The 25363-nt window shown below is 46.8% G+C and carries 25 protein-coding genes; 5 read left to right on the forward strand and 20 right to left on the reverse strand.

Annotated elements, in window-relative coordinates; all coding sequences use genetic code 11:
* Positions 1-73 precede the first annotated feature (73 nt).
* Positions 74-685, forward strand: coding sequence for a histidine phosphatase family protein (locus J7E85_RS02625; protein WP_215154688.1), 612 nt, complete (start codon positions 74-76; stop codon positions 683-685).
* Between the two features lie 34 nt (positions 686-719).
* Here the strand turns inward: J7E85_RS02625 and J7E85_RS02630 are convergent, their stop codons facing one another.
* From J7E85_RS02630 to J7E85_RS02665, 8 genes are all read right to left on the reverse strand, one after another.
* A complete protein-coding gene (locus tag J7E85_RS02630) occupies positions 720-998 on the reverse strand; it encodes a hypothetical protein (protein ID WP_215154690.1) in 279 nt (92 codons plus the stop codon).
* A gap of 194 nt (positions 999-1192) precedes the next feature.
* Complete coding sequence (locus tag J7E85_RS02635) at positions 1193-1627, reverse strand: universal stress protein (protein ID WP_076325615.1); 435 nt, start codon at positions 1625-1627, stop codon at positions 1193-1195.
* Positions 1628-1747: 120 nt separating this feature from the next.
* Positions 1748-2011: a DUF1294 domain-containing protein gene (locus J7E85_RS02640; protein ID WP_076325616.1), complete on the reverse strand. Its 264-nt coding sequence runs from the start codon at positions 2009-2011 to the stop codon at positions 1748-1750.
* A gap of 234 nt (positions 2012-2245) precedes the next feature.
* Positions 2246-2383 (reverse strand): hypothetical protein, encoded by a 138-nt coding sequence (locus J7E85_RS02645; RefSeq protein ID WP_181469949.1) that lies wholly within the window; start codon positions 2381-2383, stop codon positions 2246-2248.
* Positions 2384-2520: 137 nt separating this feature from the next.
* A complete protein-coding gene (locus J7E85_RS02650) occupies positions 2521-4656 on the reverse strand; it encodes a DNA topoisomerase III (protein WP_215154692.1) in 2136 nt (711 codons plus the stop codon).
* A 62-nt stretch (positions 4657-4718) separates the two neighbouring features.
* Entirely contained in the window at positions 4719-5885 is a 1167-nt protein-coding gene (locus J7E85_RS02655) for a bis-aminopropyl spermidine synthase family protein (protein ID WP_215154694.1), read from the reverse strand.
* Between the two features lie 444 nt (positions 5886-6329).
* Positions 6330-7013 (reverse strand): sigma-70 family RNA polymerase sigma factor, encoded by a 684-nt coding sequence (locus J7E85_RS02660; RefSeq protein WP_215154696.1) that lies wholly within the window; start codon positions 7011-7013, stop codon positions 6330-6332.
* 242 nt (positions 7014-7255) lie between these two features.
* A complete protein-coding gene (locus J7E85_RS02665) occupies positions 7256-8272 on the reverse strand; it encodes a zinc-dependent alcohol dehydrogenase family protein (protein ID WP_215154698.1) in 1017 nt (338 codons plus the stop codon).
* Positions 8273-8583: 311 nt separating this feature from the next.
* Here J7E85_RS02665 and J7E85_RS02670 point away from each other — a divergent pair, with 311 nt between their 5' ends.
* Positions 8584-8808 carry a hypothetical protein gene (locus J7E85_RS02670; RefSeq protein WP_215154700.1) on the forward strand — a complete coding sequence of 75 codons (225 nt, stop codon included), beginning with the start codon at positions 8584-8586 and terminating at the stop codon, positions 8806-8808.
* A 670-nt stretch (positions 8809-9478) separates the two neighbouring features.
* Positions 9479-9649 carry a hypothetical protein gene (locus J7E85_RS33795; RefSeq protein WP_251035408.1) on the forward strand — a complete coding sequence of 57 codons (171 nt, stop codon included), beginning with the start codon at positions 9479-9481 and terminating at the stop codon, positions 9647-9649.
* A 267-nt stretch (positions 9650-9916) separates the two neighbouring features.
* On the opposite strand, the gene J7E85_RS02680 is transcribed toward J7E85_RS33795, so the two are convergent.
* Positions 9917-10852, reverse strand: coding sequence for an NAD(P)/FAD-dependent oxidoreductase (locus tag J7E85_RS02680; protein ID WP_215154702.1), 936 nt, complete (start codon positions 10850-10852; stop codon positions 9917-9919).
* A 368-nt stretch (positions 10853-11220) separates the two neighbouring features.
* Between J7E85_RS02680 and lepB the strand changes: the two genes are divergently transcribed.
* A complete protein-coding gene (lepB, locus tag J7E85_RS02685) occupies positions 11221-11862 on the forward strand; it encodes a signal peptidase I (RefSeq protein ID WP_215154704.1) in 642 nt (213 codons plus the stop codon).
* Between the two features lie 136 nt (positions 11863-11998).
* On the opposite strand, the gene J7E85_RS02690 is transcribed toward lepB, so the two are convergent.
* The 10 genes from J7E85_RS02690 to J7E85_RS02735 form a co-directional block, all read right to left on the reverse strand.
* Positions 11999-13420 (reverse strand): N-acetylmuramoyl-L-alanine amidase family protein, encoded by a 1422-nt coding sequence (locus tag J7E85_RS02690; protein WP_215154706.1) that lies wholly within the window; start codon positions 13418-13420, stop codon positions 11999-12001.
* 199 nt (positions 13421-13619) lie between these two features.
* Positions 13620-14708, reverse strand: coding sequence for a hypothetical protein (locus J7E85_RS02695; RefSeq protein ID WP_215154708.1), 1089 nt, complete (start codon positions 14706-14708; stop codon positions 13620-13622).
* A 61-nt stretch (positions 14709-14769) separates the two neighbouring features.
* Positions 14770-16170 carry a sensor histidine kinase gene (locus J7E85_RS02700; protein ID WP_215154710.1) on the reverse strand — a complete coding sequence of 467 codons (1401 nt, stop codon included), beginning with the start codon at positions 16168-16170 and terminating at the stop codon, positions 14770-14772.
* Positions 16171-16173: 3 nt separating this feature from the next.
* On the reverse strand, positions 16174-16833 hold the full coding sequence (locus J7E85_RS02705) for a response regulator transcription factor (protein ID WP_076325626.1): 660 nt from the start codon (positions 16831-16833) through the stop codon (positions 16174-16176).
* A 283-nt stretch (positions 16834-17116) separates the two neighbouring features.
* Positions 17117-17938, reverse strand: a complete 822-nt coding sequence (locus J7E85_RS02710) for an MBL fold metallo-hydrolase (RefSeq protein WP_215154712.1) — start codon at positions 17936-17938, stop codon at positions 17117-17119.
* 87 nt (positions 17939-18025) lie between these two features.
* Positions 18026-19954, reverse strand: coding sequence for an FtsX-like permease family protein (locus tag J7E85_RS02715; protein ID WP_215154714.1), 1929 nt, complete (start codon positions 19952-19954; stop codon positions 18026-18028).
* A complete protein-coding gene (locus J7E85_RS02720; protein ID WP_053489936.1) occupies positions 19929-20699 on the reverse strand; it encodes an ABC transporter ATP-binding protein in 771 nt (256 codons plus the stop codon). The genes J7E85_RS02715 and J7E85_RS02720 overlap by 26 nt, the downstream gene beginning before the upstream one ends.
* A 581-nt stretch (positions 20700-21280) precedes the next feature.
* Positions 21281-22267, reverse strand: a complete 987-nt coding sequence (locus J7E85_RS02725) for a sensor histidine kinase (RefSeq protein ID WP_215154716.1) — start codon at positions 22265-22267, stop codon at positions 21281-21283.
* A 9-nt stretch (positions 22268-22276) separates the two neighbouring features.
* Positions 22277-22969, reverse strand: coding sequence for a response regulator transcription factor (locus J7E85_RS02730; protein WP_215154718.1), 693 nt, complete (start codon positions 22967-22969; stop codon positions 22277-22279).
* Between the two features lie 62 nt (positions 22970-23031).
* Positions 23032-23766: an acyl-[acyl-carrier-protein] thioesterase gene (locus J7E85_RS02735; RefSeq protein ID WP_353049454.1), complete on the reverse strand. Its 735-nt coding sequence runs from the start codon at positions 23764-23766 to the stop codon at positions 23032-23034.
* 196 nt (positions 23767-23962) lie between these two features.
* Between J7E85_RS02735 and J7E85_RS02740 the strand changes: the two genes are divergently transcribed.
* Positions 23963-24220, forward strand: a complete 258-nt coding sequence (locus J7E85_RS02740; protein ID WP_076325633.1) for a GlsB/YeaQ/YmgE family stress response membrane protein — start codon at positions 23963-23965, stop codon at positions 24218-24220.
* Between the two features lie 196 nt (positions 24221-24416).
* Here J7E85_RS02740 and J7E85_RS02745 read toward each other — a convergent pair whose 3' ends face one another.
* Positions 24417-25310, reverse strand: a complete 894-nt coding sequence (locus J7E85_RS02745) for an SDR family oxidoreductase (RefSeq protein ID WP_215154737.1) — start codon at positions 25308-25310, stop codon at positions 24417-24419.
* Positions 25311-25363 lie beyond the last annotated feature (53 nt).

The raw sequence follows: 25363 nt of genomic DNA on the forward strand, positions 1-25363 counted from the left end.
GGAGTCGAGTGTCGAAATCGTTTAACCCGTCATTAATGTTAAATTCGACAAAACAATCGCTTAGGAGGAACCGATGGCTATTTATCTGGTAAGGCATGGTCAAGATGAAGAAGGGTACCGCGGAGGGTGGAGCCAGCGCGGGCTCATAAACAAAGGGATCGGGCAAGCGGAGAAGCTGGGGAATTACTTATATGAACATCATCATGATTTGAATATCCACCGGATCGTATGCAGCGATCTGCAGAGAGCCTATCAGACTGCTGCGATAATTGCCGATAAGTTGGGCCTGCCCTTTCAAGCTTTCGAGGATTGGAGGGAGACCAACAACGGTCTGCTAGCCGGCATGCCCCACGCTTTAGCTGAAGAAAAATTTCCTGGGTTGTATTTTTCAAGCTTACGGATGGACGAAAGATATCCTGGCGGTGAGAGCCCCCAGGAGAATTTTGTGCGGATTAAGGAAACCTTCACGAGGTTATGCGAGGATCAGCTTGCTGCTAACAAACATGAGAACGTATTGGTGGTCACTCACGGTGGAGTTATCAATATCATTTATCATCTGATGAAGGATATTTCATGGAGCAATAAGCACCCGTTCTTCCCTGCGGCGAATACAGGGCTGCACAAGATTGAATACCGCGGTGGGCGTTGGGAGTTTACCCTGGAGAATGCAACACCTCATCTATAATTGAAAGAAACCTGTCTTTCCCTTCAGGCCTGTTCTACTGCTCACCATGCTTGATGGCATCTACATATTGTTTGGCTTCCACCAAAGACAATCCTAATTCTTCTCGTACGATTTTAATCGCTTTAATATCCTGCCCTTCCTCCAGCAGCCTTTTGGCTTCCTCATGTACCGGCGGCTCGGGTATGCCTAATTGGTTTGCAATTTGTTTTAACGTGTTCTGCTGCTGCTTCATTCGCTTTTCCATTGCCGTCATTCGACTGGACACCATAAGACCGACCAGAACAACCAAGACTATAAGTAGAATAATTTCCATATGAACCTCCTCTGATAAAAAAGCACCTATCACCCTAACGGACCGCTGTTAGAGCGAAGACCCGGACTATATCGCGTACGATAAGAATGAAGCGGCACCAGCGGATGCAAAACCGAAGAACATTTGAACCCAAGAAAAACGACATCATCGTACTTTCTCAGAAAAAAAGGGACGCCTCAGCATCCCCAACAACATTATTTCACTACCAGTACCGGAATCTTTGCATGCTGCACCACGTTATGGCTGACACTGCCGAGAACAAACTCACGAATTCCGCCAAGACCGCGGCTGCCGATGACAATAAGGTCACTGCCGTTCTGATTCGCGTACTCCAGAATGACTTCAGCCGGAGGACCCTGAATCATCTCCACTTGACCGGTGACGCCGGAATTCTCAATCCGCTCGCGGATTTCCTCTGTCGTCTGCACGGCAAGATCGTAGACATCTTTATTAAGTGAAGCTGGAATCGGGGCAAGCCCTTCCCCAACGAAGAAACGCGGAAAATCGTAAGCATGAATGACATCCAGCGTAGCTCCCGGTGTTACCTTGGCAAGTTCAACCGCACGTCCGAGCGCTTTATTCGCTGCTTTGGAGCCGTCGTAAGCTAGAAGAATTTTAGTAAAAAGCATACAGGCCACCTCTTTCTATAGTTAAAAGACCTACTACTTATTATTAAACAACTTCATACCGATATGAAACGAGCTTGCTGACTTGCTGTGATGTTCCTATGTAATTCAGATTAATCCGACTTATCCCCAGAAGTACGTGTATAGCGCGACATTCACGACTAACAACAGCGGCACGCCCAGTTTAAAGGATAAATGCCTCGTTTTATGACGTTTGCGGTACATGGCAATCCATACACCCAAGGCCCCGCCGATGGCAGCTAGCAGAAATAGTGTTCGCTCCGGAACCCGATCCCTTCCCATTCGGGCACGCCGCTTATCCTCGGACATGACCAGATAGGCTACCGCATTGATAAAAATAAACCAAACGATCAGTGCAGGTCTCACGTTGGTTCACGCACCCCCATTCCAACTGATCGATCTTGCCCAATCAGCCATTTGCTTTACGTTCTACTGTTATTATAGAACTGCAGGCTAATGAAGACAATGCCGGCTAAACAATCCTAGCCATGGCCAAGCCATCTATGAATGCCATTATTAGGACACGGCCGACGTCATAAATCGGAGCGGACCCGTGTCCGGCATAATGACAACCAGACCATACTCAACCTCTACGAAAACTTATGATTCATTCTTGGATATTTCGTTCAGGCTCGGAACATAGTCTGCAGCCTTTTTCGGTTTGAGGGTCTTGCTCTCCTCAAGAATGCTTGATTTGTTCTGCTGGTTTTCGCTTTTTCTTGCTTTATGATTCGGCATGCAAATCACCCCCTGTCCGTAGAATGAGCCATTGCACCCGAGGTTATGCTAACAACGGCAAGAAAAACGCATTTCAAGCCTTGGAAGATGCCCATCGTGGGACTGAGCAGACCCCTCGGCAAACTCACCTTTGCAGATTATTCCTTCCCCTTCTGCTCAAGGGCCGCCTTCAACAGGTCACCCAGATTGGAGCCTATCGACTCCGGCTTGCTGTATTGCTGCAAGAGCTTCCGCTCCTCACGTTTGTTCACATGCTTGGCATCCTTCTTCAGCGTTTCCGTAATGCCACAGCCCAAACACTGCACGAACAACCCCGCCTTGCCTTCTTTCATCTCCATCTTCTTGTGGCACTGCGGGCAGCGGCGGTTGGACAGACGCTTCTCGCCTGAACGCTTATATCCGCAGTCGTCACTCGGGCAGACTAGCAGCTTGCCGCGCTTGGTCTTCTTCTCCAGCAGTCTTGTCCCGCAATCCGGACAGTGGCTGTTCGAGACATTATGCGGTTTATACTCCGCTTCGCTTCCCTTCACATCCGTTACCAGCTTCTTGGTCATGTCCCGTATTCCGCGCAAGAATGGTTCCGGCTTGCCTTGCCCCTTCGCGATCCGTTCGAGCTCGGCCTCCCAGCGCGCCGTGAGCTCCGGTGTTCTCAGCTCTGGAGCAACAAGCTCAATCAGCTGCTTGCCTTTGCCTGTCGGATGGAGGGATTGCCCCTGCCGTTCGATCGTGTCCGAGCTAACCAGCTTCTCGATGATATCAGCCCGGGTCGCGGGGGTTCCAAGCCCATGTTTCTCCATCTGGGAGAGCAGCGCCGCTTCGTTATAACGCTTCGGCGGCTGGGTACGTCCCGGTTTCAGCACGCAGCGGACCACCTTCACCGACTCTCCTTCTCGCAGCTCCGGCAGGAGCTTGCCTGAAGACTGACCCTGAGCATCGTCCTGCTCGTCGTCAGCGTCATCATCATAATCGCCGCCGTATACCTCACGCCAGCCGCTATCCTTGATCGTAGTCCCTTTCGCGTAAAGCTGCTCCCCCTCAATCTGAACGGTAACCGATACGTTATCGTAACGGGCAGGAGGATAGAACAAGCTGATGAACCGGCGTACGATAAGATCGTACAGCTTGCGTTCATCGACAGATAACTGATTCAGCAGCACGGTTTGTTCGGTTGGAATGATGGCATGATGATCCGTAACCTTACTGTCATCCACGACCCGTTTGCCTGGTGATAAGTTCTTACGCAGCAGCGGACGCGCAATGGACGCATAAGGCCCGATGGCAATGCTCGACAGCCTTTCCTTCAACGTTCCGACCATATCGGATGTCAGGTAACGGCTGTCCGTACGCGGATAGGTGACCAGCTTATGCTGCTCATACAGGCGCTGCAGCACATTCGAGGTCTGCTTGGCCGAGAACCCGAATCGGCGGTTGGCATCCCGCTGCAGTTCGGTTAAATCGTATGCCAGCGGATGCGGTTCGGTTTTCTCGCTCTTTTTCACGCTGACGATTTTTCCGGTGCTGCCCTCCAGCTTCTGCTTCAGCTTGGCCGCCTTCTCCTTCTCGAATAGACGACCGTCTCCGCCGGCCGGACGCCACGATACCTCAAAGCTCCCCAGATCCGCCTGCAGCGTCTCATATTCCTGGGAGCGGAAATTCACAATCTCCTTCTCCCGGTCCATGATCATTCCGAGCGTTGGCGTCTGAACCCGGCCGGCCGACAGCTGTGCATTAAATTTGGTTGTCAATGCACGCGTCACATTCAGTCCAACCATCCAATCCGCTTCCGCCCGGCAGCGGGCGGACTCATACAGCCGGTCGAACTGCTGCCCCGGCTTGAGTGATGCAAAGCCTTCCTTGATCGCCTTATCCGTCTGGGAAGAAATCCACAGCCGTTTAAACGGCTTGTTCCACTTCGCCATTTTGAGGATCCAGCGCGCAAGCAGCTCCCCTTCACGGGCAGCATCGGTGGCAATAATCATCTCGCCGACATCCGGGCGCTTCATCAGATGCTGGACCGTCTTGAACTGGTGACTTGTTTCCTTCAACACCTTAAGCCTTGTGTTATCCGGCAGGATCGGCAAATCCTCCAGAACCCAGGTCTGGTACTTCTTATCATAGTCCTCGGGTTCGGCAAGTCCTACCAAATGTCCAAGCGCCCAGGTCACAATATATTTTGGTCCTTCAAAATAATTCTTCTGCTTCTCGCGGCTACCCATTACTCTCGCAATTTCCTTCGCAACGGACGGCTTCTCAGCCAATACTAATACTTTCATAGCCCTCCCCTTCCTCTATTCCCCTATTATAACCTCCCCTCGATTGTTTCCACAAAGATAAGTCAGATCGTTTTCTTAGCCAGCCATGTGAACGTATGATTGACGCATACCGGACAGCCCTGCTTCTTCAAATCCTCGATCGTGGCAAAATCACCCTGCACGCCCACCTGCAGCTCACCCTGACATTGGATGCATCTGTAGGTTCGAACGGTTCGCCTAACCTCGCCTGTGTAGAGCTCATCCTCGAAAGAATCTGTAACACGCGGCGCCGTAAATTCCGTCGTTGTTAACACGATCATCTGACCGCTATTACCGATCATCTGTGCTCCAATATATTGATTGAAATGAAGCAGGGCCTGCTTTACCGATAAACCCATACGGACGAATTCACGCTGCATGGACCATGTGAAATCGGGAGATTTGTGGGCGAAGGAGAGAAAGATGGGGCATCCCTTCTGGCGTTTCAGCGCGCTAATGCCTCTGGATAAGAACAGAGTCAGCCCTTGTAGCGTGTATGGCGGATCCGTGAAGAAGCAATCATATTGTCCGTTCAAGCCCTCAGGCAAAGGCTGCCTGAGATCGATATGCCTGCATGTAACCGATAAGCCTTCTTTTGCAGCCGCGCCCTGGATAAACCGCAGGAATCGCTCATCGATATCCATGACGGTAATGGCGGCTCTCTGCTCCTTCGCGTGCGGGAACAGCCGTTTAAGCAGCAGACCAAGCGAGATGCTCACCAGGTCGTCATCGCCAACGCACAGAATGTTCTTCCCGATCAGACTGTGCTCCCTCAGAGACAGAATCGCCCTCCGCAGACTCGTCTCTACCGTGCATTGGGATTGGTCAATCTGTACATCGACTTGCGGACGCATCTCCAGAATCTCCGTGAGCCTCGCCAGTACATCAGAAAGCTCCTCCTGCCAATCGACTTCGCCGGCCAGTAGCTTCTGATACAGATCTATATCGATGCCTCCATACCCCAGCTCATGTTCAATATAGGACTTCCCGGAATCGGTGCAGCGCACTCCCCGATCTTGAATGAGAGCCCCTGCCTTGATGAGTTCCTTCTTGATCGCGGCAGCAACCGGAACCGGCAGATACGTATGACGTGCCAGCTCTTTGGTTGATATGCCGGGCCGCATATAACTCGCTACCAGCAGCTGTTCGATCACCTGGACGCCTTCCTGCAGACGAACCTTGGTTTTCACTTCTTCTATATAATGGATCATGTGAAATCACGCTCTTTTCCTGAATATGAGTTTGTTATTACCCCTGGAAAAGAACACACGTGACCCCCATACGTGCTGCAGTAATGAAAAAAAGGGACAGAAGTCCATGAACCATCGTCCATCTTCTGTCCCCCAAGCGGGAAGCCGTGCCCAGAGCACGGCTGTACAGTCAATATATAAGGGATGGCTGTTGTGTTCTTAACCAGGTGGACTCAGAACCATCGCGCATGACAAATAAAACTCACATAAAGGGGGTTTTTTCGCAATGCACAAGCCAGAGTCCTATAAAATTTGGTTAGTTAAGAACACGCACCGACATCAAGACAGCTCCCTATTTTTCAATATAAATTCCGCCGACTAAAACCTGTTGGCCATAAAAATAATATCCTTCTTCACTTCAAAATCATGTTTCCGATAAAAATCTTCCGCCGGAATCCTTTCCCATTAAGCCGCCACACCCCATGATCTGTGAATGATATCGTAATCCTCGGCAAGCCTAGCCGTCCAGATCGATTTGGCTGGCAGAAGTACAACACTACCAGGCTGTAGGATAGGAGCAAAGTCATCCCGACTCGACTCCTTACCTACTATCGGGTCATGGCTCACGCTCCTTTCCGTGGAGGGATCCAATCTTTCCGCCAAAATGGCGCGGGCTCGGTACAACCGGGATTTTACCGTTCCTTGCGGTATTCCTACGATCTTGGCGATACGGCTAACCGGCATATCCCGGTAATAGTGAAGCTGAATGACCTTGCGTAAATCATCATCCAAGTGAGTCACGGCTTCGTTGAGTTCGATCGCTTCATACGGCAGTGAATCGGCACCGCCATTGGCAAGTTCAACCGTGCGCAGCCGCTGCTGGGAACGCAGCAGTTGCAGGCATTCATGAATGAGAATACGGGACAGCCATGTTTTGAAATAAGCAGGCTCCTTTAAGGTAGGCATAGCTGCGAAGGATTTATAAATCGCTTCCTGTACAGCATCCGCACAATCCTCTTCCCGCTTCAGGTACAAACGGGCTAAGCCGTACAAATTACGCTCGCAAGCGTGGATCAGCCTGCTAAAGGCTTCCCGATCCCCATGCTTGGCAAGCTGAACATCGTGCTCTATATTTGATTTCTTATTCACATTGGGAGACCTCCTCTGCAACACTTTCTTGGCCTTACATATGTTAGATGCATCAGAACGTGTTCAGGTTCACGCAAGTTTATTATTTTATAAAAAAATTTCTTTCCATATTGAATATAATCATTAATCTCAACTCTAACTAGTTCTTTAAATGATCTATAGTTTTCAAGAATCAATGATTTTAGTTTCATATTTCCTCCGTTGTTATTATAAATTATTTAAGGAAATAGAGTATTAGCGCATTAGTTGAATAAAAATGGTTCCAAAATCACCTTCCCTATGTGACCACTTTGTTGAGTTTCTATAATTGCTTTCTCATATTCCCGTAGACTAAAACGCGTTCTTGGTGCTTGAATAGTCAATTCCCCATCTATCACCAATTTGAATACATCACCAAAAGTTTCATGCCACCGAACATCGGAGATACCTTCAATCCATCTTTTAAGCCAATATGGCTTCACTCTGATATTAGAATGTTTTTGGTGTATCTGAGCCCAATTCATTTGGGTTCCTGACATAAGACCAATACTTAAGACTGTGCCACCTGGACGGATACACTCAATCAGATTGTGTCCATCTTGCCCGCCAATGCTATCAATACCGGCCGTTGCCCCCATCCCACAAGTCAATTCCAAAACTCGATGGACAAGCAATTCTTTAGACGTGTCAATTACCGCCCAAACACCGAGCGAATGCAGTTCCTGGGTATGTCTATCATTTCTTACCGCCGCAATCAATCTGTATCCAAACACCTTTGAAAACTGTGCAAAAATACGTCCTATTGCAGAACCGCGAGCATTTACAATGAACACATCATCAGACTTTAACCGCAATTCTTCTGTACAAATAAGCCACGCTGTCATAGGGTTAATGTACATTGGGCTTGCTGTTTCGTTATTAATTTCAACGGGAACTCGAATTGCAAAATTGGCTTTTGTTTTCACGTACTGTTGCCAAGTTCCCTCACCACGTAGAGGCAGTACCCGTTTACCTAAAAGGGATGTTGTTACGGATGAACCAACAGCTTCAACAACACCAACCCCTTCATATCCTGGTACTTCTGGCAGCTGAATTCGATGTTTATAGGCACCTCGAATCGGAATTAGGTCAGAAGGATTGATTGGACTAAGAATCATTCGAACCACTATTTCGTCGTGCTGAAGTTGTATATCGTCTACTCGTTGTTCTAATTCCAACACCTCAAGAGGATTTCCAAACTTCTTATACTGTAAAGAAATAAACTCCTTAATGCGTCTCACTCCTTACTGAATTATCCTTGCAGCCCGTTAGATTAATGGAATAGCTGTCGAATTGTAATTAGAGATGTGTCTATATTTGATATATATTTAAACCTAATAATCAGCGGCCAGCATGTACGAAACGATTCATGAATATTAAATCACAAAAGTAATCAAGGGTGTCCCAAATGTCATTAGCATAAAAATGACGATGGACACCCTCTTTTTGTTTTATCAGCTTGTTCACCTAAGCTGTAAAAGAAAACCATGTATAAAATTAGTTTTATAGGGAATTTTAATTCAATTCCTATACGAAGGAGTTGAAGTAAAGTATGATCCACCCCAAAGACGACTACGAGGTATTAGGTAATAAAATCGAAGTTGATTCAGATGTGAACGAGGATCGTAATCGAGAGGAGCAGTTGGATGACTCCTTTGAGGCCTGGTATGGGAATATCAATGACCAAGTGAAGCTAAAGCTAGATCTCACGAAAGTTCCGCAGGACAGTGTATTTGATTCAGGCGTCGGCATGGATGAGGATCCAGCCCAGGATTAAGAGCTCAACAACCATAAACAAGAGGCTACCGCTGAATGAAGTTCCCCCCGTCAAGTAGACATCTAAAAAACTCCTCTAAGCCACAGCCTACGTTCGATATTCTACTGGGCTGAGGTGAAAAAGGACAGGGATTCTCGACAATATGAAGCCCTTGCAAATTGCATGGGCTTGTTCGTTTTAACTTTGGAATGGTTGATGTAAATCGCACTAGTCCCACGGGTCCACTATGGCTTCGTAAGGGCACTATTCTCGATAAACTGTTATAGATTGGTTGGATAACTCACGGACCCTGTATTCTGTATTTTTCCTATATTGGAATGGTCAAGTATCATGTTTTATTAGTTCTGAATAAGCTACAATCATCGATCAGATTGGAGGTTTATTAATGATAATTAACCCATATTTATGCTCATATTGTCGATCCCCTCAACCATCTTATTATCCGTATCCTGCACCATATTATGGCGTTTATCCTTCTAACAGCAATCATTTCGAACATGGCATTGGTGTTCATGCTGGTGGACAGCTTGGGGGTGATTATGGAGCAGGTATGTTTGTCGGTGGTCATCTCGGGAGTGGCCATGGAATAGGAGCTCATGCTGGGAGCCATCTCGGCGGTGACTATGGAGTAGGAGTTCATGCTGGCGGCCAACTCGGTGGTGGTCATGGGATGGGAGTTCATGCAGGTGGATATCTTGGTGGAAAATATGGTGTCGGTGGTTATACCGGTGCACATCTTGGTGGGGGACATGGTTTTGGCTTCGATGCCGGGGGCCATTTAGGCGGTTATAGTGGTCAATTCGGTTTCCAGTTTGGCGGACACAAGGATGAGTTCCGGTAATAGAAAACGGTTTTTAAAAGGAAAAATCGGAAATAGATTTGATTTCGCAATACCCTAATATAGAAAAAGCATCGTTTAAGCTTTTACAGAGGCTTAAGCGATGCTTTTATCTTTTTATTTGTTTGTGTCGCAGCACTGTATTCACATAGTTAGAGACTCGATTAATTTCACCATTGATGTGTGGTCCATGTCTCCAAAATACGCAGCCATCAGCCGATTCACCGTCAGCGCCTGGGCGCGCGAAAAAGAAATTTCGGTCATCCGTGCCTATTCTTTCTTCTTCGGATTCAGGGATGTTTCAAGCAAATAGTCAACGACCCAAGGTCCAATATTCGCACCGGAGGCGGCTGAATGAACGAGATGGGCAAGCTGATCCGTAGCATTCCCGATCGCCCATACTCCTGGTCGGCTCGTTCTTCCGTACGTATCGGTAACTGCGAAACCGGCTTCGTCTACTTCACAGAGAGAGACAGCCAGTTCAGACGCAGCTTTGAAAGGGGCCGCCACAAAAACTGCTTCACATGGCACTTCCGTGCCGCTCGCTGTGGCGATGGAGACGAGTTGGTCCCCTTCCGTTACCAGACCGGTCACCTCGTCTTGAACGGTTTTAACTCCGAATCCATCAAGCCTTGTCAGCGTTTCGGAGTCGAACTCGTGTGGGCTTACGACCGTTACGTCTGAAGACCACGCGGTCAGGAACTTTCCAAGCTGGGCAAGGCGCTCCGGTAGTCCAAAGGCTACGAAAGGTTTGTCCCGAACTTCATATCCGCTGAAGCATGGGCACAGATGAACGTACTTGCCCAACCCCTCTTTTAAGCCAGGCACAATGGGGAGCACATCGACTAGCCCTGTGGCCAGTACTACGGCCCGAGCCGTGATCTTCATCTTGCTGCCCCAGACATCAAAGAGCCCATCGGGCCTTGCTTCGATCTTCAATACGGTCTCACTGCGAATTTCTCCGCCGTAGCTTACCACCTCGGAACGCCCACGTTCCAGGAATTCGGCTGGTGTACTTCCTTCATACCCAAGGTATTCATGAATCTTAGAGATCATTGAATTACGAACGGGTCCTCCGTCATAAATGACTGTTCGGCGACGAGCTCGAGTGAGAAACAGTGCTGCACTTAGCCCTGCAGCTCCTGCCCCTACCACCGCCACATCGAAGATATCATCATGGTCTTCTGAAGTATTGCGATTCATCATGTTCTTTCCTCCTTATAACGATCTCTTAGTGAAATGAGTACGATTATATAATGGATATTATAGGTCTATAATAACTGTAAAGAATGAAAGCTGTCAAGAATGTTTTTCCTTAAGGGGTAGCGTCAGGCAAACGTTTAATCCTGATGTGAATGTTCCCGCAACAATTTCAGAGAGAATAAAGGCAGATATTATGAATGGGAGATTACTAACTGAGCAAAACTCAGTAAACATCTCAGAATTCATTAAAGATGGAGTGGAAGACATGTATCCGTGGTTGAATAAAATAGTTCATATAATATGGACTCAATTTAATTTAATAGAGTGCATATTATGATTTGACCGGAAGTACTACAGCAGGAGGTGCTGAGATGAGAAGAAAGTGGATTCTTGGTCTTATTTTGATTTTTCTAATGTCGGGATGTTCTACAGATAAGACTTCTACGGAAAGCTTAAATGGTTCAGAAAAACCAAAGGTATTAAAAACAGTTGACTATAAAATCGACAACATGAGCCGTCAACGATCAGAATATCATTATACTGAAGATGGTGCGTTAGTAATTGACTCGGAAATTGACCGTATGATCATGAAGCCGGGCGATATTGTTTATTTTATACCTCCAGAGTTCGAGGGATTTAAAGATAACCCAGATTTTAAATTAGCTGATCATTATATTTCTAGAATTATCGCAAGTGAGGGGGATAATGTGGAAATAAAAAAAGGAGTGGTTTATGTCAATGACAAAAAACTTGATGGTTTTTACGGTGTGGCAGCAAAATACGGTCTAACTGAGCAGGAATACATTGATAAACAAAAAGAAAGTGACTCTAATTTTAAATTAACTCAGGAAGAAAATGATTTTTTTAAACAGAATATGGTTAAAATTAAAATTCCTAAAGAACATATATTTGTCTTAGGTGATAATTGGGAAAGAAGTGTGGACAGTCGTCATTTTGGCCCCGTTCCTTTAAAAACTATTCAAGGTAAAGTACTAGGGGCTAGGGGTTACTAAAGAATTTTAATGGAAAAATTCTATGTATTCTTTTCAACGAGCGTTGAGTGATAGAATGCGGTTCCTATAATCGATTAAAGTTCTAGTCCATCAACAATTTAATAAACATAGCCAGTTTGCATTTTTCCTATTTTACTTACCTGATGCTCAGATATTCTTTTATTCCATCGATAATAGCTTGAGCAGCTTTGTATTGTACGGCATTGGATAGCATCGCTTTTTCATCGGAGATATTGCTCAGGAACCCAACTTCCAATAGAACAGCAGCCATCTTCGTTTCTCTAATGACTTGAAAACTGTTATCTTTTACACCGCGGTCTTTCAGACCTATCGCTTTAATTAAACGCTTGTGAATAGCATCAGCCAGCTCTTTACTGCTGCTTCGCTGATAATAGTAAGTCTCTGTACCATTAGCTTGAGGTGACTCGAGAACACTGTTTCCATGTATAGATACAAATACGTCGGCATTTATTTTATTGGCGAGCTGCACACGTTCCGTTCGGGTAGGGTACACGTCACTATCGCGGGTCATCCATACTTCGATTTCAGGCTCCTTCAAAAGGAGTTCTTGTACTTTTAGAGATAAAGCAAGGTTAAAATCCTTCTCATGTTTATTAGAGATACTTGTCGTCCCCGGATCACTTCCTCCATGTCCCGGATCGATCACTACAATCTTTCTGCCCTGCTCACCTGCCGATGGCGCTTGAATAGGAGATTCGAAATCGCTGGTATCGCTTAAATCAATAACCAGTTGATCACCGATAAATTCATGCTTAACTTGAACTTCACTATCATGTTTTAATTCAATCACGATTCTGACTTGATCTGGATCACGACTAAATAACGAATATCTCACTTCCGATACATGGGGTTGACCACTAACATCCAATTTCCCCATAGATCCCGAATCTAATGATTGAGATAAATCACCAAACGTTGTATTAGGTAAATCAATAACAATTCGATTAGGGTCATTTAAATTAGAAATGATTGGGTTAACTTTCCCATCCATGCTTATAACGAGTTGGTTATTCAAAAAATTAATTTCGTTGATATGTTTTAACGATAATTTTTCATTGTTCTCTGAATGGGGAGCAGGATCTTCAGTTTGAGCATAATTAGTGGTGCTGCTTGTCAGATATACAATTTTATCTTTGTTGTCCCAACTCACAGACAGTCCCATCTGTTCACTTACGAAGCGTATCGGAACGACTACACTTTTATTCAGAATTTGAGGAGCAATATCCAGTAATACGGGCTTCCCTGCTACCTTCGCTTCTCTTTGGTCAACGTGTAAAGAGATTATCTTTGAATTTTGCTGGATTTTTACAAGATGCGATTTTTGATCCCAATTAACTCTAAACTTTAGATTCTCAGCAACAACACGAATTGGGATCATAACATGCTTATTCATCACTGTGACCTGGACATCAGAAGGTAATATCACTTCCTGACCGTCTAATATGATCTTAGATTGGTTAGCTGCTGCATGACTCTGATCTGGTAAAATGATAAGAAAGAATAGGAATAAAATCATTAAAAGAATGGTTTTTTTCATCATACACCTCTACTATAATTTCTTTTGCTACATATTTTTAATACATTCGTTTATGGACGCAAAAATCCCACTTCAATATAGAAATGGGATTTTTGTCTGAATACATTGTAGATGATTTAATTAGACAAACCAATTCTGAAAGAGTTCTATGTTATCACATGCAACATTTTTCTGTTTTATATAAAACAAATCCCTATGACTATATCTTCTTTGGAGCCGGTTCATATATAAGACATCGTAACGTTTTTTCGGGATATCGCAATTCTGCTGTATATGCGTTACCGTCTTCCAAGCTGATGGATATGGCTACAATACCTCGTTGATCATATTTGACATCCTCAATGAATGACGTATTTGTGATTGCACGAGTATCACCCTGTTTCTCTCTTACTATGGTTTTAGCTGCATCGATCCAGCTGTGATCCTGTTTGATCTGCTCTTTCATAGCCGCTGTGATGGGCGTTCTCTTATAGTTAGAATTGAAAAGAGTGGTATCGATCACATTCCCAGTCAAGGAATCTATGAATACATCATACATGAAATAAGTTTCTGTGCTTGCTTGCAGTCTCTCCACATTGTAAGGCTGAAAATGAACAAACCATTCCCCAATTTGCCCAGGGCCAAATTTATTATACAATATGGTTACTTTCAGTTTGGAGACATCGACATCAAACAGACGAGTTACACTGTCATGAGCCTTTGCCAACGCATCTGCTTCACTTATATCTTTCGAATCGGGCTGGGGCTTGACAATCCGTTTGCTCAGAGCAAAATTCACTCGGGAGTGCCAATCAATATACTGCAATAATTCCTCATCTGTCAGAAGCCGCTTGGGATATACATAAGTTGCTTTACTCAAGTCTAAATAGAAACTATAATTTCCCTCTTTAAGGGGCAAAGGCTTTTGAGGACGGACGCCTTCATAAATATATTGTTCCTTCAGTACCTTCAGCCTTTTAGCCTCCTGATCGGTCATTTTACGGTTACTTGCTTCCGCTTCAATCTTGATGTTGTCAAAATAATGATAGATTTGTTGAATATCCTCGTCCGTCATCGTTTGTTCCAGATATTCCTTAACTGTCGTTGCCGGAATTGGCGCTTCTACCTTTAAAATCGGTATCTCGCTGTTTGCTAAAGTCATTGCAGGTATTCCTTGCCGCTTAGATTCCCCATACAGTTCAGGTACAGGCGTGGGAACCAAATGCAGGACAGCAAACGTGCTGGCTGCAAGCAATCCGCCAGAAATGGCGATTATAGCGAGGGCCGCCAGGACATTCTTTTTGTTCACAGTTAAAACCTCCACTTTTTAAGTAGGCTTGTCCGCCTATGCATACCTTAATTTAAAAATGTTATCGAGTTAGAAGGTTGTTGTTATGAAGTTGTAAATTAATTCGGATGGTTGTGCCGATATATTCCTCAGATTCGAGAAACAACATCGCCTGATGCGCCTCCGCAATTTGACGACATAAAGATAAACCAAGCCCTGCTCCCCCATGTACTCTCGACCGGGCGTTGTCCACTCGATAGAATGGCTCAAACGCATGTTCCACCTGCTTGGCGCTCATACCTCTCCCAAAGTCGCGCACCTCCAGTACAGCTGTGGAATTCTGTTCATAAGCGAGAAGTCTGATTTCGGAACCCTCGGATGAAGCGTGAATTGAATTTTCAATGCAATTGATCAGAAAAGACGCTAACAGATCACGATCCCCCCATACGCTGTCGAGTTCAACCTGCAGGACAAGTTCAATACCAGCCATCTCCAAATTATTGTGTTCCGTTCGCCGGACGGATTCAAACAGATCAACAACTGACACAGGTGTACGTTCTATCGGCTGGTGACTTAGGATGGAGAGATCCAGCAGCTTAAAGACCAGATTTTTCAAGCGCAATGTTTCGCTCCAGATATAACCGCTAGCCGTCATTCGTTCTTCTTCGCCAATGTTTGCGGAATTCAAATATTGGGCGAAACCCTGCATACTTGTCAGAGGGGTTCTCAATTCGTGAGCCAGGTTATCGACAATTCTTTGCTTTGCCTCAGCCATAGCAGAAAGCTCGGTTACATGACGTTCAACAGCTTCGGCCATTTGGTTAAAATTTTGCGCCAATTCACCAAATTCATCGTTGTTCTTTAAAGTCACCCGTTCACCATAATTTCCTTCTGCGATATTTTTGGTCGTATTGGATAATAACCGCAAAGGTTTCGTTAATTGTCGGATCAGGATATACAGCAAAATAATAAGAATTGGACTGGCGATAAAATTGATAAAAACAAAATAACGATTTAATTCGGCTTGTTTGGCATACAACTCCTCGATATCCCGCCGGTATGTCAGCAAGAGGTGATTGTAAGGAGATGGCAGCTCTTTGGATATGATAACTTCGTGTACCGTTTCTTCATCTGCTTGTTCATTTGGCATTACGGGCATGTCCTTCGTAGCAGAATCGTCACTATATACTAACTGCCCCTGATCCCATAATTGTAAAGCGATTCCCTGCTGCCGATAATAATCTGCATAAGAGCGTGCAACATCAAATAATACGGTATCATTAATGGACATCCCCCGGGATTTGATTGAATTCAAATTTTCATAGATGTTGTTGGCAATTAATGCCTGCTCACTAGAAGCCCTTTGAATCTCTCTTTCCATGTTAAGATTCCAACTTTTTTTCATAATCATAATTACGCTTACATCAAGGGTCAGAATGAACAAGATAAGTACGACTAGTAGTGTTTTCTGCCAAAATCGCATGCCTCATCCCTCCGATTCAAGACGGTAACCAAGCTTATAAATCGTTTTTATGCGTTCTTCCCACCCTAGTTTTTTGCGAAGCTGCCTGATATGTACGTCCACGGTGCGTGTATCGCCTTCAAATTCATATCCCCAGGCAAGCTCCAACAGCTTTTCCCTGGACAACGCGATATTTCTGTTCTGAATCAAAACCTCCAACAGTTCAAATTCTCTTGCAGTCAATTCGACAAGTTGTCCGTTCTTGTAAATTTTCCGTGCCGCTAAACGGACATCAACCCCTTCCGCAATAAATCCGTCATGTTCCTGTGCGTTTCGACGTAAAACCACATTTATGCGTGCAAGCAGCTCTAAAATTTCAAAAGGCTTAATAATATAATCATCCGCGCCGAGTTCAAACCCTGTAATGCGGTCATATAATGAATCTTTAGCGGTAATAAAAATAACCGGAACATTTAAATGCCGATTGCGTCTCATGAGCTCAAAACCGTCCAAACCGGGCAGCATAACGTCGAGCAAAATGAGATCAACCTTCTCCTGTTCCAGAATTGTCTGCATCTCCATCCCATTGAAAGCTTTAAAAAACTGATGCCCCACAAGCTTTAAATTCATTGTAATCAAGTCGCTAATCGGTTTTTCATCTTCAACTACCAATATTTTTGCCATCATTAATCCTCCACTATGAATATAAGATCTTGTCGTATGCCTAGTATAAGAATTATATCCATAAAATAAAAAATACGCGATTTCCGCGAACGTTTAAGCGCATTCTTATTTATATAGAACTTTTCGGCCTGTTCATCACCAAGTGTGTATCAAGTTAATATAGACACTTCATATTACAATCTGCCTCATATTAAAAAACACCGCAAGGTCATCGCCCTCACGGTGTCTCGTTTAGCTTATAAATCGTTCATATCATGAAACGGATAATTAGATCCGTTCTCATTCAATTCATATCCTTATCCACATATCGGCCTTGCTCGGGAACGGCCAAACGATCAAAGTCCCGGGCCAGCAGTTCAAGTGAAGCCGTAAGCTCCTCACCCCGCATCGAAACCCCGTGTCCCGTGATCAGAACCTCGGGATTCAGGCTTGCCAGGCGGCGAACCGATTCCCGCGCGAGATCCCAATCCGGCGTAAAATACATCGGCGGACCATGCAGCTCCTTCTCCTGCCCGATGACGGCTAGCGCCGACTCTTGCTTCACCGTAATCACCGCGTCTCCCGCTACGAGGACTCGGTCCCGTTCGCGGAACAGAGAGATGTGGCCGGGGCTATGGCCCGGTGTCGGCAGCCATTTGAATTCAGGAAGACCCGGCACGCTGCCGTCCTCCGGCAGAGGTTGTATCCTGGAGCCCAGATCGATGGCTTTGTTCGGATACATCGGAGCAACGCGGGCCATCAATCCGCCGCCTACGCTTGGATCTCCTGGTGGATAGTCTTCTTTTCCCGTAAGAAACGCCAGTTCGCTCGGATGAGCGTAGACAGGTACGCTCCAGCGGTCCGCCAATGCCTTCACATTCCCGACATGGTCAAAATGGCCGTGCGTAAGCACGATGCAAACCGGCGGCTTTCCGAATCTTTTCTCCGCTTCTTCTAAAATGGAGCCTTCAAAATTTCCGAGTCCCGTATCAATCAATACCCAGTCTCCCATTCCCGGCGTACCGATCATCTGGACGTTCACCATTACAATACGTAAGGATAGAATATCCGGCGTAATCTCTTTAGCCTCTACGGCACCCGTCTTTAACATGCTGTGATCATTCATTATGGAATCGCCCCCGTTTCTCGTTGTAAGTGCTTCTGGTAATAACATACCCGTTTTGGCACTTTTCAACGAAGAAATGGCGATTTTTTACTGAATGATTTTATTGAGGCGATCCAGATAACGCCAGCGAGTAATAAAGAAATAAATAATCTGTATGCTCAGGAAGAAGATGAAAATCTTCAAACTGTGCCCTACGATCGAGAAGTCTACCAGCTGCTGCAGGGCTACGAAGGCAACGCCGCTATGAATGAGTGCGATAAGCATCGGCAGAAAGAACATAATGACAAGCTGCTTCGTAATGATGGTACCAAGCTCTTTTTTACTAAGGCCGACCTTAGCAATCATGCGATACTGCTGTTCGTCCCGAGCAAGATCCGCATACAGTCGGAAATAAACAAAGCTTGCCGCGAAGGTGAAGAAGACAATGCCGACCAGGCCGCTAACCATAAGCAGAATTCCGTTCTGCTGCTGGGCGCTTTTCCACTCCAAGTACAATGATTTTAGATTATAGCTGTAGTCTTCATTCTCGTTGAGACGATCAAAAAGTGCTCTAGACACATCCCCTGTATTCTTCCAATCCTGTACGTAAAATGTATGGTATGCCGCATAACCGTAATCCTGATCCTGTTGTGCCTGGAACGCATCCTCGTACAAGCGGTCGGATACGACTAGTGTCTCGCCGTAGGCTGCAGGTACAGCAATGAACGTTTCGGCTTTGAGCACCTTTACGGTTTCCGATTTCTTGCCGTTTAATACCTCGAACTGATCATTCAAGGGACCGTCGATTCGGTAGCTATTCTTCTCCGAGACCGTTCCCGGAGTCAATATCCCTTCAAGATTGCCCAATGTTTCTGCCGGGTAACCCAGCGACTGAATGAGATTGTTATATTCACTAAGCTTAATCAGCATCACCCCATTATCCGAGAAAATCGGGGTAACCTCCGCCTCCTTATAATCGAATCCGCCTTTTTTGAGTTCCTCCCTGATGATATCAAGATGCCGATTCCCTTTATCAGCGTCCTCATCATACATGGAGTATGTGTAGGCATAAGGGTTCTCCATGGCCGACAAGCCTGGATCTCCAATGGCGAGCGTGGTCCCGATCCCTGTAAAGGCGGATGCTGAAATTACTGAAACGAGGAAGAACATTACCGCATTATCCTTGATTCTGTACAGCAGCTCCGAGATTGTCAGCAGATTGGTTCGACGGAAGAAGAATCGCTCCTTCCTCTGCAAATACCGCATAAAATACACGCTGAACTGGGTGAAGAGAAAATACGTGCCGATGATAACGAGTACAACGCCCCCAAGCAGCAGGAACAAATTGAAGATTTGGAGAATCGCAAAAGCCATGACCATGCCGTATCCGGTACCAATCAGCAGGACAGCCAGCACGGCCAGCCAAGGTGATGCCTTCGGCTGCGGCTTGGGACTTTCCTCCGCTTTCACGAGCGCAAGCAGCGTCCCCTTCCTCAGCATGAACGAGGAGCACAATGCAATCAGCAGGAACAGGATGGCATAAGCTGCTGCTGTGATGAGAAGCGCTTTGAGTGGAAAATAAAACGGAAGTCCGTTATCCACAGCCAGCAGTTTGGCACTGATTAACAGAATCAGCTTCGAGAACAGCACGCCCGTCCCGATCCCGGCTATGATCGCCGCAACGCCAATCAGTATATTTTCGATAAACAGCATCCTGTTCAATTGCTTGCGGGACATCCCGAGAATCAACAGTATGCCGAATTCTTTCTTCCGGACTTTGATAAAGGCCCCGACGGAATAGAGCAGGAAAAAGAATGAAAAGACAAACACAATATACTGGGATACCGTCATGCCCATCGTTCCCAGCATGGACATGGTTTCGCTGGAAGAGACCAGGCCGTCCTTCATCTGGGGGTGAAACGAAAGCAATCCGTAAGTAAAGAAAATCATGACGGAGAAGGCGCTGCTCAGGAAATGGGCGATATACGTGCGCTTGCTGCGCAGGACATTGTTAATGGCGAACTGGCGAAAATTCATGTCCCGAACCTCCCAGCAGCGATAACACATTGATGATTTTTTGATAAAAGGCCGACTGGCTCTCACCGTACGTGATTTCGTTGTACAACTGACCGTCCTTAATAAACACCACCCGATTGCAGTAGCTTGCGGCAACCGGATCATGGGTGACCAGCAGCATCGTCACTTTGTCTTCTTTGTTTCTCCGGTCCATCATCTCCATGACGTCGCGCGCCGATTTGGAGTCCAGGTTCCCCGTCGGTTCATCGGCCAGGACCAGCTTCGGTACATGGATCATCGCCCGTGCAACGGCCGTCCGCTGCGCCTGTCCCCCCGAGATTTCATAAGTCCGCTTATTCAGTATCGATGTAATGCCTAGCTTCTCGGCCAATATGCCCACCCTGCGGTTCATCTCATCCAAATCCACGCCATCCAGTGCCAATGGCAGCAGGATGTTCTCCTTCACCGTCAGCGTATTCAGCAGGTTGAAGGACTGAAAGACAAACCCGAGCTCACGGCGGCGAAACATCGCGAGTTTATCCTGGGATAAACGGAACGGATCTTCCCCGCCAATGTGGATCTCCCCGGATGTGGGACGGTCGATGGTGGAGATCATGTTGAGCAGCGTTGTTTTTCCGCTGCCGGATGGTCCCATAATGCCAACGAATTCCCCTTCGTTGATGCTCAAATTGATATTGGAAAGCGCCTCGTGGGACACCGCGGCCTTGTAGACTTTGCCCAGATTGCGCACGTTTAGTATTTCCATCTTGTAAACCTCACCTTCGTTATCTCATATCTTGTAAGGTTAGTGTATAGCATCCCCGGAGCTACTCCTATCGATCACTCTTTCACCAATCTTACATCGGTGTAAGATTCATATTTACTAAAAGTAAAAGAGCACCAAAAACGTCACTTATGCGCTTCTCAAGACCGCTCCGATTACGTAACGTTCCTACGATCGCTGTTGCCCCCAAATTTTCTGAACAATGCACTGAGGTGAAAATTCGGGTGCAAAGGCGACCGCTTCGCTTCTTCGGAATCGTTTCGTCCTCTTTCGCTGGCGCGTGCCGATACCTACTCATTATTTAAAACAAAAGAAAGAACCTTATCTCAGGGCTTCATGATGATTTCAATAACCATCGTTTATCCGAGATAAGGTGCTATCATAAAGTATTTATGTGGATTACTGTACCGCTCCATAATCTAAGAATGACTTAAATATTGTCTGATTGACCCTACTCGGCGCCTAAATCCATACTGTTATTTTAATTTTAAACAGCCAACAACCTTACTTAACATCATAAGCCATCGCCAGTCAGACGCTAACAGGACTACTTGTCCCGAGTCTCACCCCGAGAATATCAACCTCACGGTCGTTCCTCTCCCCGGCTCGGATTCCAGCTCGATTTGGTGGTTCATTTTATGAACGACCTCCTTAACGAGATACAAGCCCATGCCGGTGGATTCCTTCAGTTTGCGTCCGTTTTCCCCGGTATAAAACGGGTCGAACACCCGCTTCATATCAGATTTGGGTATGCCCATCCCCCGGTCCGTGATCTCCAGCACGACGTGGCGGTGATCCTCGCTCCGGTGGGCTTGGATCGTCACCTTAAGTCCGGTACCGGCGGAATATTTGATGGCGTTGGACAGCAGCTGCAGCAGGATGAACCGAAGCCACTTGGCATCCGTCTGGACGGTGAGATCCGAATCAATCCGGACTTCCGGATACACATGACTGTGAATAAAATAACGCTTATTCTCGTGAACTGCATCGACTGCCGCCTGATGCAGCTTCACGGGCTCCACACTGAAATCCTGCTCAAAGGTTTCGAGCCTGGACATGTAGAGCACCATCTCCAGCCCGCGCCGAATCCGGTCGGACTCTTCGGATATACTCTTGAAGGAGTCGTTATCATCCTCTTGCATGATCATCTCAATGACGGACAGCGGCGTTTTCATCTGATGCACCCATTGATTCATGAAGATCATATGCTCTTTCCGCCGGCGCTCCCATTCTTCCATGACCGTTCGGTATTGACGGTATTGCTCTTCCATCAGCTCGCTAAGGGCCGTAGGCAGCGGGGCCGATTCATTATGCTTGATCGATTCCTCCAGCGACCTGATGGGCTGTGACAGCCGCTCGTAGAAATCCCGGTGCGTGAAGTACCGGAATGCCAAGTATCCGCCCAGAATGGTCAGACCGAGGAAAACGGCATAGGCCGCTGTCACCGGATGATCATAACCGTCATACCAGAATACGAGCAGCACGACGAACAACTCGGCGACCGTAAATAGAATCAGGGGCAGTTGCTCACGCCAAAACAGCTTTTTCATAGCCTTCCCTTACCTCTTCCAAACCGTGTGCAGCCGATACCCGGAGCCACGGATCGTTTCCAGCGCATTCTCAATCCCTAACTCCGCAAGCCGTTTTCGTACCCGGTTAATATTCACGCTCAGCGTATTATCGTCAACGAACGTATCATCCCACAGCTTCTCCAGAATCGTCTCGCGTGTGACCAGCCGGGGGCTCCGGCTCAGCAGCGTCTCCAGGAGGATTGTTTCTTTTTTCGTGAGTAAGGATGTCCGATCCTCGAGAATCAGCTCCATCCGTTCGGGATACAGGACCAGCCCGTCCTTCTCAACCGTACGCTCGGCGGATGCTGCTGCATAATCGCCATATACGCGACGCAGCTGGCTGTGGATTTTGGCGATGACGATATCGTAAGCAAACGGCTTGGTGATATAATCATCCGCTCCGTTCTCCAGTGCCCTTAACTGATCAGGCGTCCCGTTCCGAGCGGATATGAAAATAATCGGACAGGTGGATACCGACCTGATCTGGCGACACCAATAATATCCGTCAAAGCTTGGCAGATTCACATCGAGCAGAACGATATGCGGCTTTATCTCGTGGAATTGCTCCAGCACATGATCGAAATCCTCGATGATTTTCCCATCATTTCCGTACCGTTCGATATGCGATTGCAGCAGCCCCGCCAGCTTCGGGTCATCCTCAACAATCATGATTTTGTACATCCGTTCACCCTCCATGAAGCGTCAGGTCGCTCTTTCCCCTTCCGAAAGATTTCGCCTGATGGTTATGACTCCCTAACGATTGCCGCTTCAAAAAAGTTGGTTCCGTCCGGCGATGCGCCCTGCACATACACCCGATTGTTCTCTTCGACCGAACGCTTGATCAGCATCGTATCCTTCAGTCTGGCCTCGTGATGATATGTAATCTTGAAGCCGGTCACTTGCCCTTCCCGAAGCTCCTGCTCATCTAGCACGTCGAAGCACAGGTCTGCATAACGGGCATTATTCAAATGACCATTCGTATCGATTCCGCTGTACCGGACCGTGTACATATACGCCTCATCCAACTGTACCCCTTCCGGCAAAACGGCTTTGCTTGGCAGTTCTCCAACCGTTTCTTGACCGATCGGCACCTCGTATGGAAACATGGACGGACGCAAAATTTTCCGTTTATGAATATCCACCAGCGCCCATACCGATCGGCCCTCGCCCAGCAATTCTCCATTGCCGTTCTTTATCCGATAATCCCGATGCCATAGCGCCCCTTTGGCCCCGCGGCTCCAAGTATCCACATATACGGTTTCCATATCCCTTGGCATGCGCCGCATATCAAGCTCCAGCGTAATCAGCATCCAGCCCATGCCCCGCTCAATCATCTCCTCGCGACTGATCCCGAGCGCTTCAATATGGCGGTCAGCCGCTCTTTGCAAAATACTGAGCAGTGAAGACCAACGGCAATCCCCTTTAAAATCTGCATCAACCGATTGAATCGTATATTCTTCTGTCCATTTTTCAACCATAAGTCTCATGCCAGCTCCTTTATTATTTTCAGACTATCCCTATTTCAAGCATAATCAAATGTCCGGAGTTTATCAAAGCATGATACGGTATTTCGTCTGCTGGAAAAAAGTGATTTTGTCATTATCCGGTTTAAAAATCACGTCTTTGGTTAATAGTAAGGCACAAACAACTATAACTTATACGAGGTGATAAACAATGAGTTTTCTTTGGTCATTAATCGTTGGTGGTATCATTGGTTGGATTGCAGGCTTGATTATGGGCAGAGACATTCCCGGCGGTATCATCGGTAACATCATTGCCGGTTTTGTCGGTGCTTGGCTGGGTGGACTTCTGCTCGGGTCTTGGGGACCGGAAATGGGAGGATTCTACATCCTGCCTGCTCTGATCGGTGCCGTCGTGCTTGTCTTTATCGTCAGCCTGATCATGGGTTCGATGAGACGCGGCCGTTCCTAACATGATTAAACCTAACTTTGATTGAACCTAACTTGATTGAAATGGATTTTTGGATTTCATGGTGTGACTCACCGGCCACTGCACGATCCAGATTACGCAGCGGTATTCGCGAATGAACGAATAAAAATCCACAACAAAACAGGGTGACCTATTCGCCATCTGGCGGTAGGTCACCCTGTTTTACATCCCTTTCTTTTTAAGAAAGAGGGAGTCCTTGCTTCTTCGCATAATTGCCCCAATGCGGCCTGCGTCCATCGATGTCGCTAAACCCGTATTCATCCGATAAATCCCAGCTAGTCAGCGCTTTGCCGCTCTTGTCGGCAACATTCGGATCAGCCGCGAGCGCCGCAATGCCCTGTCCCAGGAAATACGGGGTCTCCGACTCGATGAAATGCGGCTCTTGCGCTGTGGCATCCTGCCAATTCTCTTCCGTAACACCAAAGTGATCCAGCATTTGTTCGGAACGCAGAAATCCTGGTGTAACGGACAGCGCAGTTACCTGATAGGGACGCAACTCTTCCGCCATGGCTGCAGCCAGGTGGATCGCCGAAATTTTTGCCAGACTGTAATACAAGTTCCCGCGATACTGATACGTAGACCCATCCGTTACCTCAATGACCAATCCGCCGCCGCTGTCCACCATCAGCGGAACACCGTAATAACTTGTGATCATGTGCGTGGTAACCGCGCGCTCCTGCATCAGCAATCCATCGGACAGAAACTGCTCCCAGAACGGGATGTTCCAGTGCGTGAGGTTCTCGCCTCCCCATATATCATTGACGAGGATGTCCAGTCGTCCTTGCTGGTCCTCGCGAATCCGTTCAAACAATGCTTTTACTTGCTCTTCCACGGTATGATCACATTGCACGGCGATGCCGATCCCGCCTCGTGCTGTGACCATATCCGCCGTGTCATCAATGGTCTCAGTTCGCTTGATATCCGATACCTGCCCCCGTACACTCCGTCCTGTACAATACACCGTTGCCCCTGCGGCACCCAGCATCACCGCAATGGCGCGGCCAGCCCCTCGGGTCGCTCCGGCAACGACAGCTACTTTTCCTTGTAATGGCTTGTGCTCATTCTTATTCATAGGGTAACCTCCAACCTGTATACTGAATTTTCTCAACATCCTTATCGTATCAG

It is taken from the genome of Paenibacillus sp. ISL-20, from assembly GCF_018613005.1.
GTDB lineage: Bacteria > Bacillota > Bacilli > Paenibacillales > Paenibacillaceae > Paenibacillus_AQ.

Coding starts and splice junctions, on each gene's coding strand:
- J7E85_RS02625 (WP_215154688.1), top strand. CDS start 74: ATGGCTATTTATCTGGTAAGGCATGGTCAAGATGAAGAAGGGTACCGC.
- J7E85_RS02630 (WP_215154690.1), bottom strand. CDS start 998: ATGGAAATTATTCTACTTATAGTCTTGGTTGTTCTGGTCGGTCTTATG.
- J7E85_RS02635 (WP_076325615.1), bottom strand. CDS start 1,627: ATGCTTTTTACTAAAATTCTTCTAGCTTACGACGGCTCCAAAGCAGCG.
- J7E85_RS02645 (WP_181469949.1), bottom strand. CDS start 2,383: ATGCCGAATCATAAAGCAAGAAAAAGCGAAAACCAGCAGAACAAATCA.
- J7E85_RS02650 (WP_215154692.1), bottom strand. CDS start 4,656: ATGAAAGTATTAGTATTGGCTGAGAAGCCGTCCGTTGCGAAGGAAATT.
- J7E85_RS02655 (WP_215154694.1), bottom strand. CDS start 5,885: ATGATCCATTATATAGAAGAAGTGAAAACCAAGGTTCGTCTGCAGGAA.
- J7E85_RS02670 (WP_215154700.1), top strand. CDS start 8,584: ATGATCCACCCCAAAGACGACTACGAGGTATTAGGTAATAAAATCGAA.
- J7E85_RS33795 (WP_251035408.1), top strand. CDS start 9,479: ATGGGAGTTCATGCAGGTGGATATCTTGGTGGAAAATATGGTGTCGGT.
- J7E85_RS02680 (WP_215154702.1), bottom strand. CDS start 10,852: ATGATGAATCGCAATACTTCAGAAGACCATGATGATATCTTCGATGTG.
- lepB (WP_215154704.1), top strand. CDS start 11,221: ATGAGAAGAAAGTGGATTCTTGGTCTTATTTTGATTTTTCTAATGTCG.
- J7E85_RS02690 (WP_215154706.1), bottom strand. CDS start 13,420: ATGAAAAAAACCATTCTTTTAATGATTTTATTCCTATTCTTTCTTATC.
- J7E85_RS02700 (WP_215154710.1), bottom strand. CDS start 16,170: ATGCGATTTTGGCAGAAAACACTACTAGTCGTACTTATCTTGTTCATT.
- J7E85_RS02705 (WP_076325626.1), bottom strand. CDS start 16,833: ATGGCAAAAATATTGGTAGTTGAAGATGAAAAACCGATTAGCGACTTG.
- J7E85_RS02710 (WP_215154712.1), bottom strand. CDS start 17,938: ATGAATGATCACAGCATGTTAAAGACGGGTGCCGTAGAGGCTAAAGAG.
- J7E85_RS02715 (WP_215154714.1), bottom strand. CDS start 19,954: ATGAATTTTCGCCAGTTCGCCATTAACAATGTCCTGCGCAGCAAGCGC.
- J7E85_RS02720 (WP_053489936.1), bottom strand. CDS start 20,699: ATGGAAATACTAAACGTGCGCAATCTGGGCAAAGTCTACAAGGCCGCG.
- J7E85_RS02725 (WP_215154716.1), bottom strand. CDS start 22,267: ATGAAAAAGCTGTTTTGGCGTGAGCAACTGCCCCTGATTCTATTTACG.
- J7E85_RS02730 (WP_215154718.1), bottom strand. CDS start 22,969: ATGTACAAAATCATGATTGTTGAGGATGACCCGAAGCTGGCGGGGCTG.
- J7E85_RS02735 (WP_353049454.1), bottom strand. CDS start 23,766: ATGGTTGAAAAATGGACAGAAGAATATACGATTCAATCGGTTGATGCA.
- J7E85_RS02740 (WP_076325633.1), top strand. CDS start 23,963: ATGAGTTTTCTTTGGTCATTAATCGTTGGTGGTATCATTGGTTGGATT.
- J7E85_RS02745 (WP_215154737.1), bottom strand. CDS start 25,310: ATGAATAAGAATGAGCACAAGCCATTACAAGGAAAAGTAGCTGTCGTT.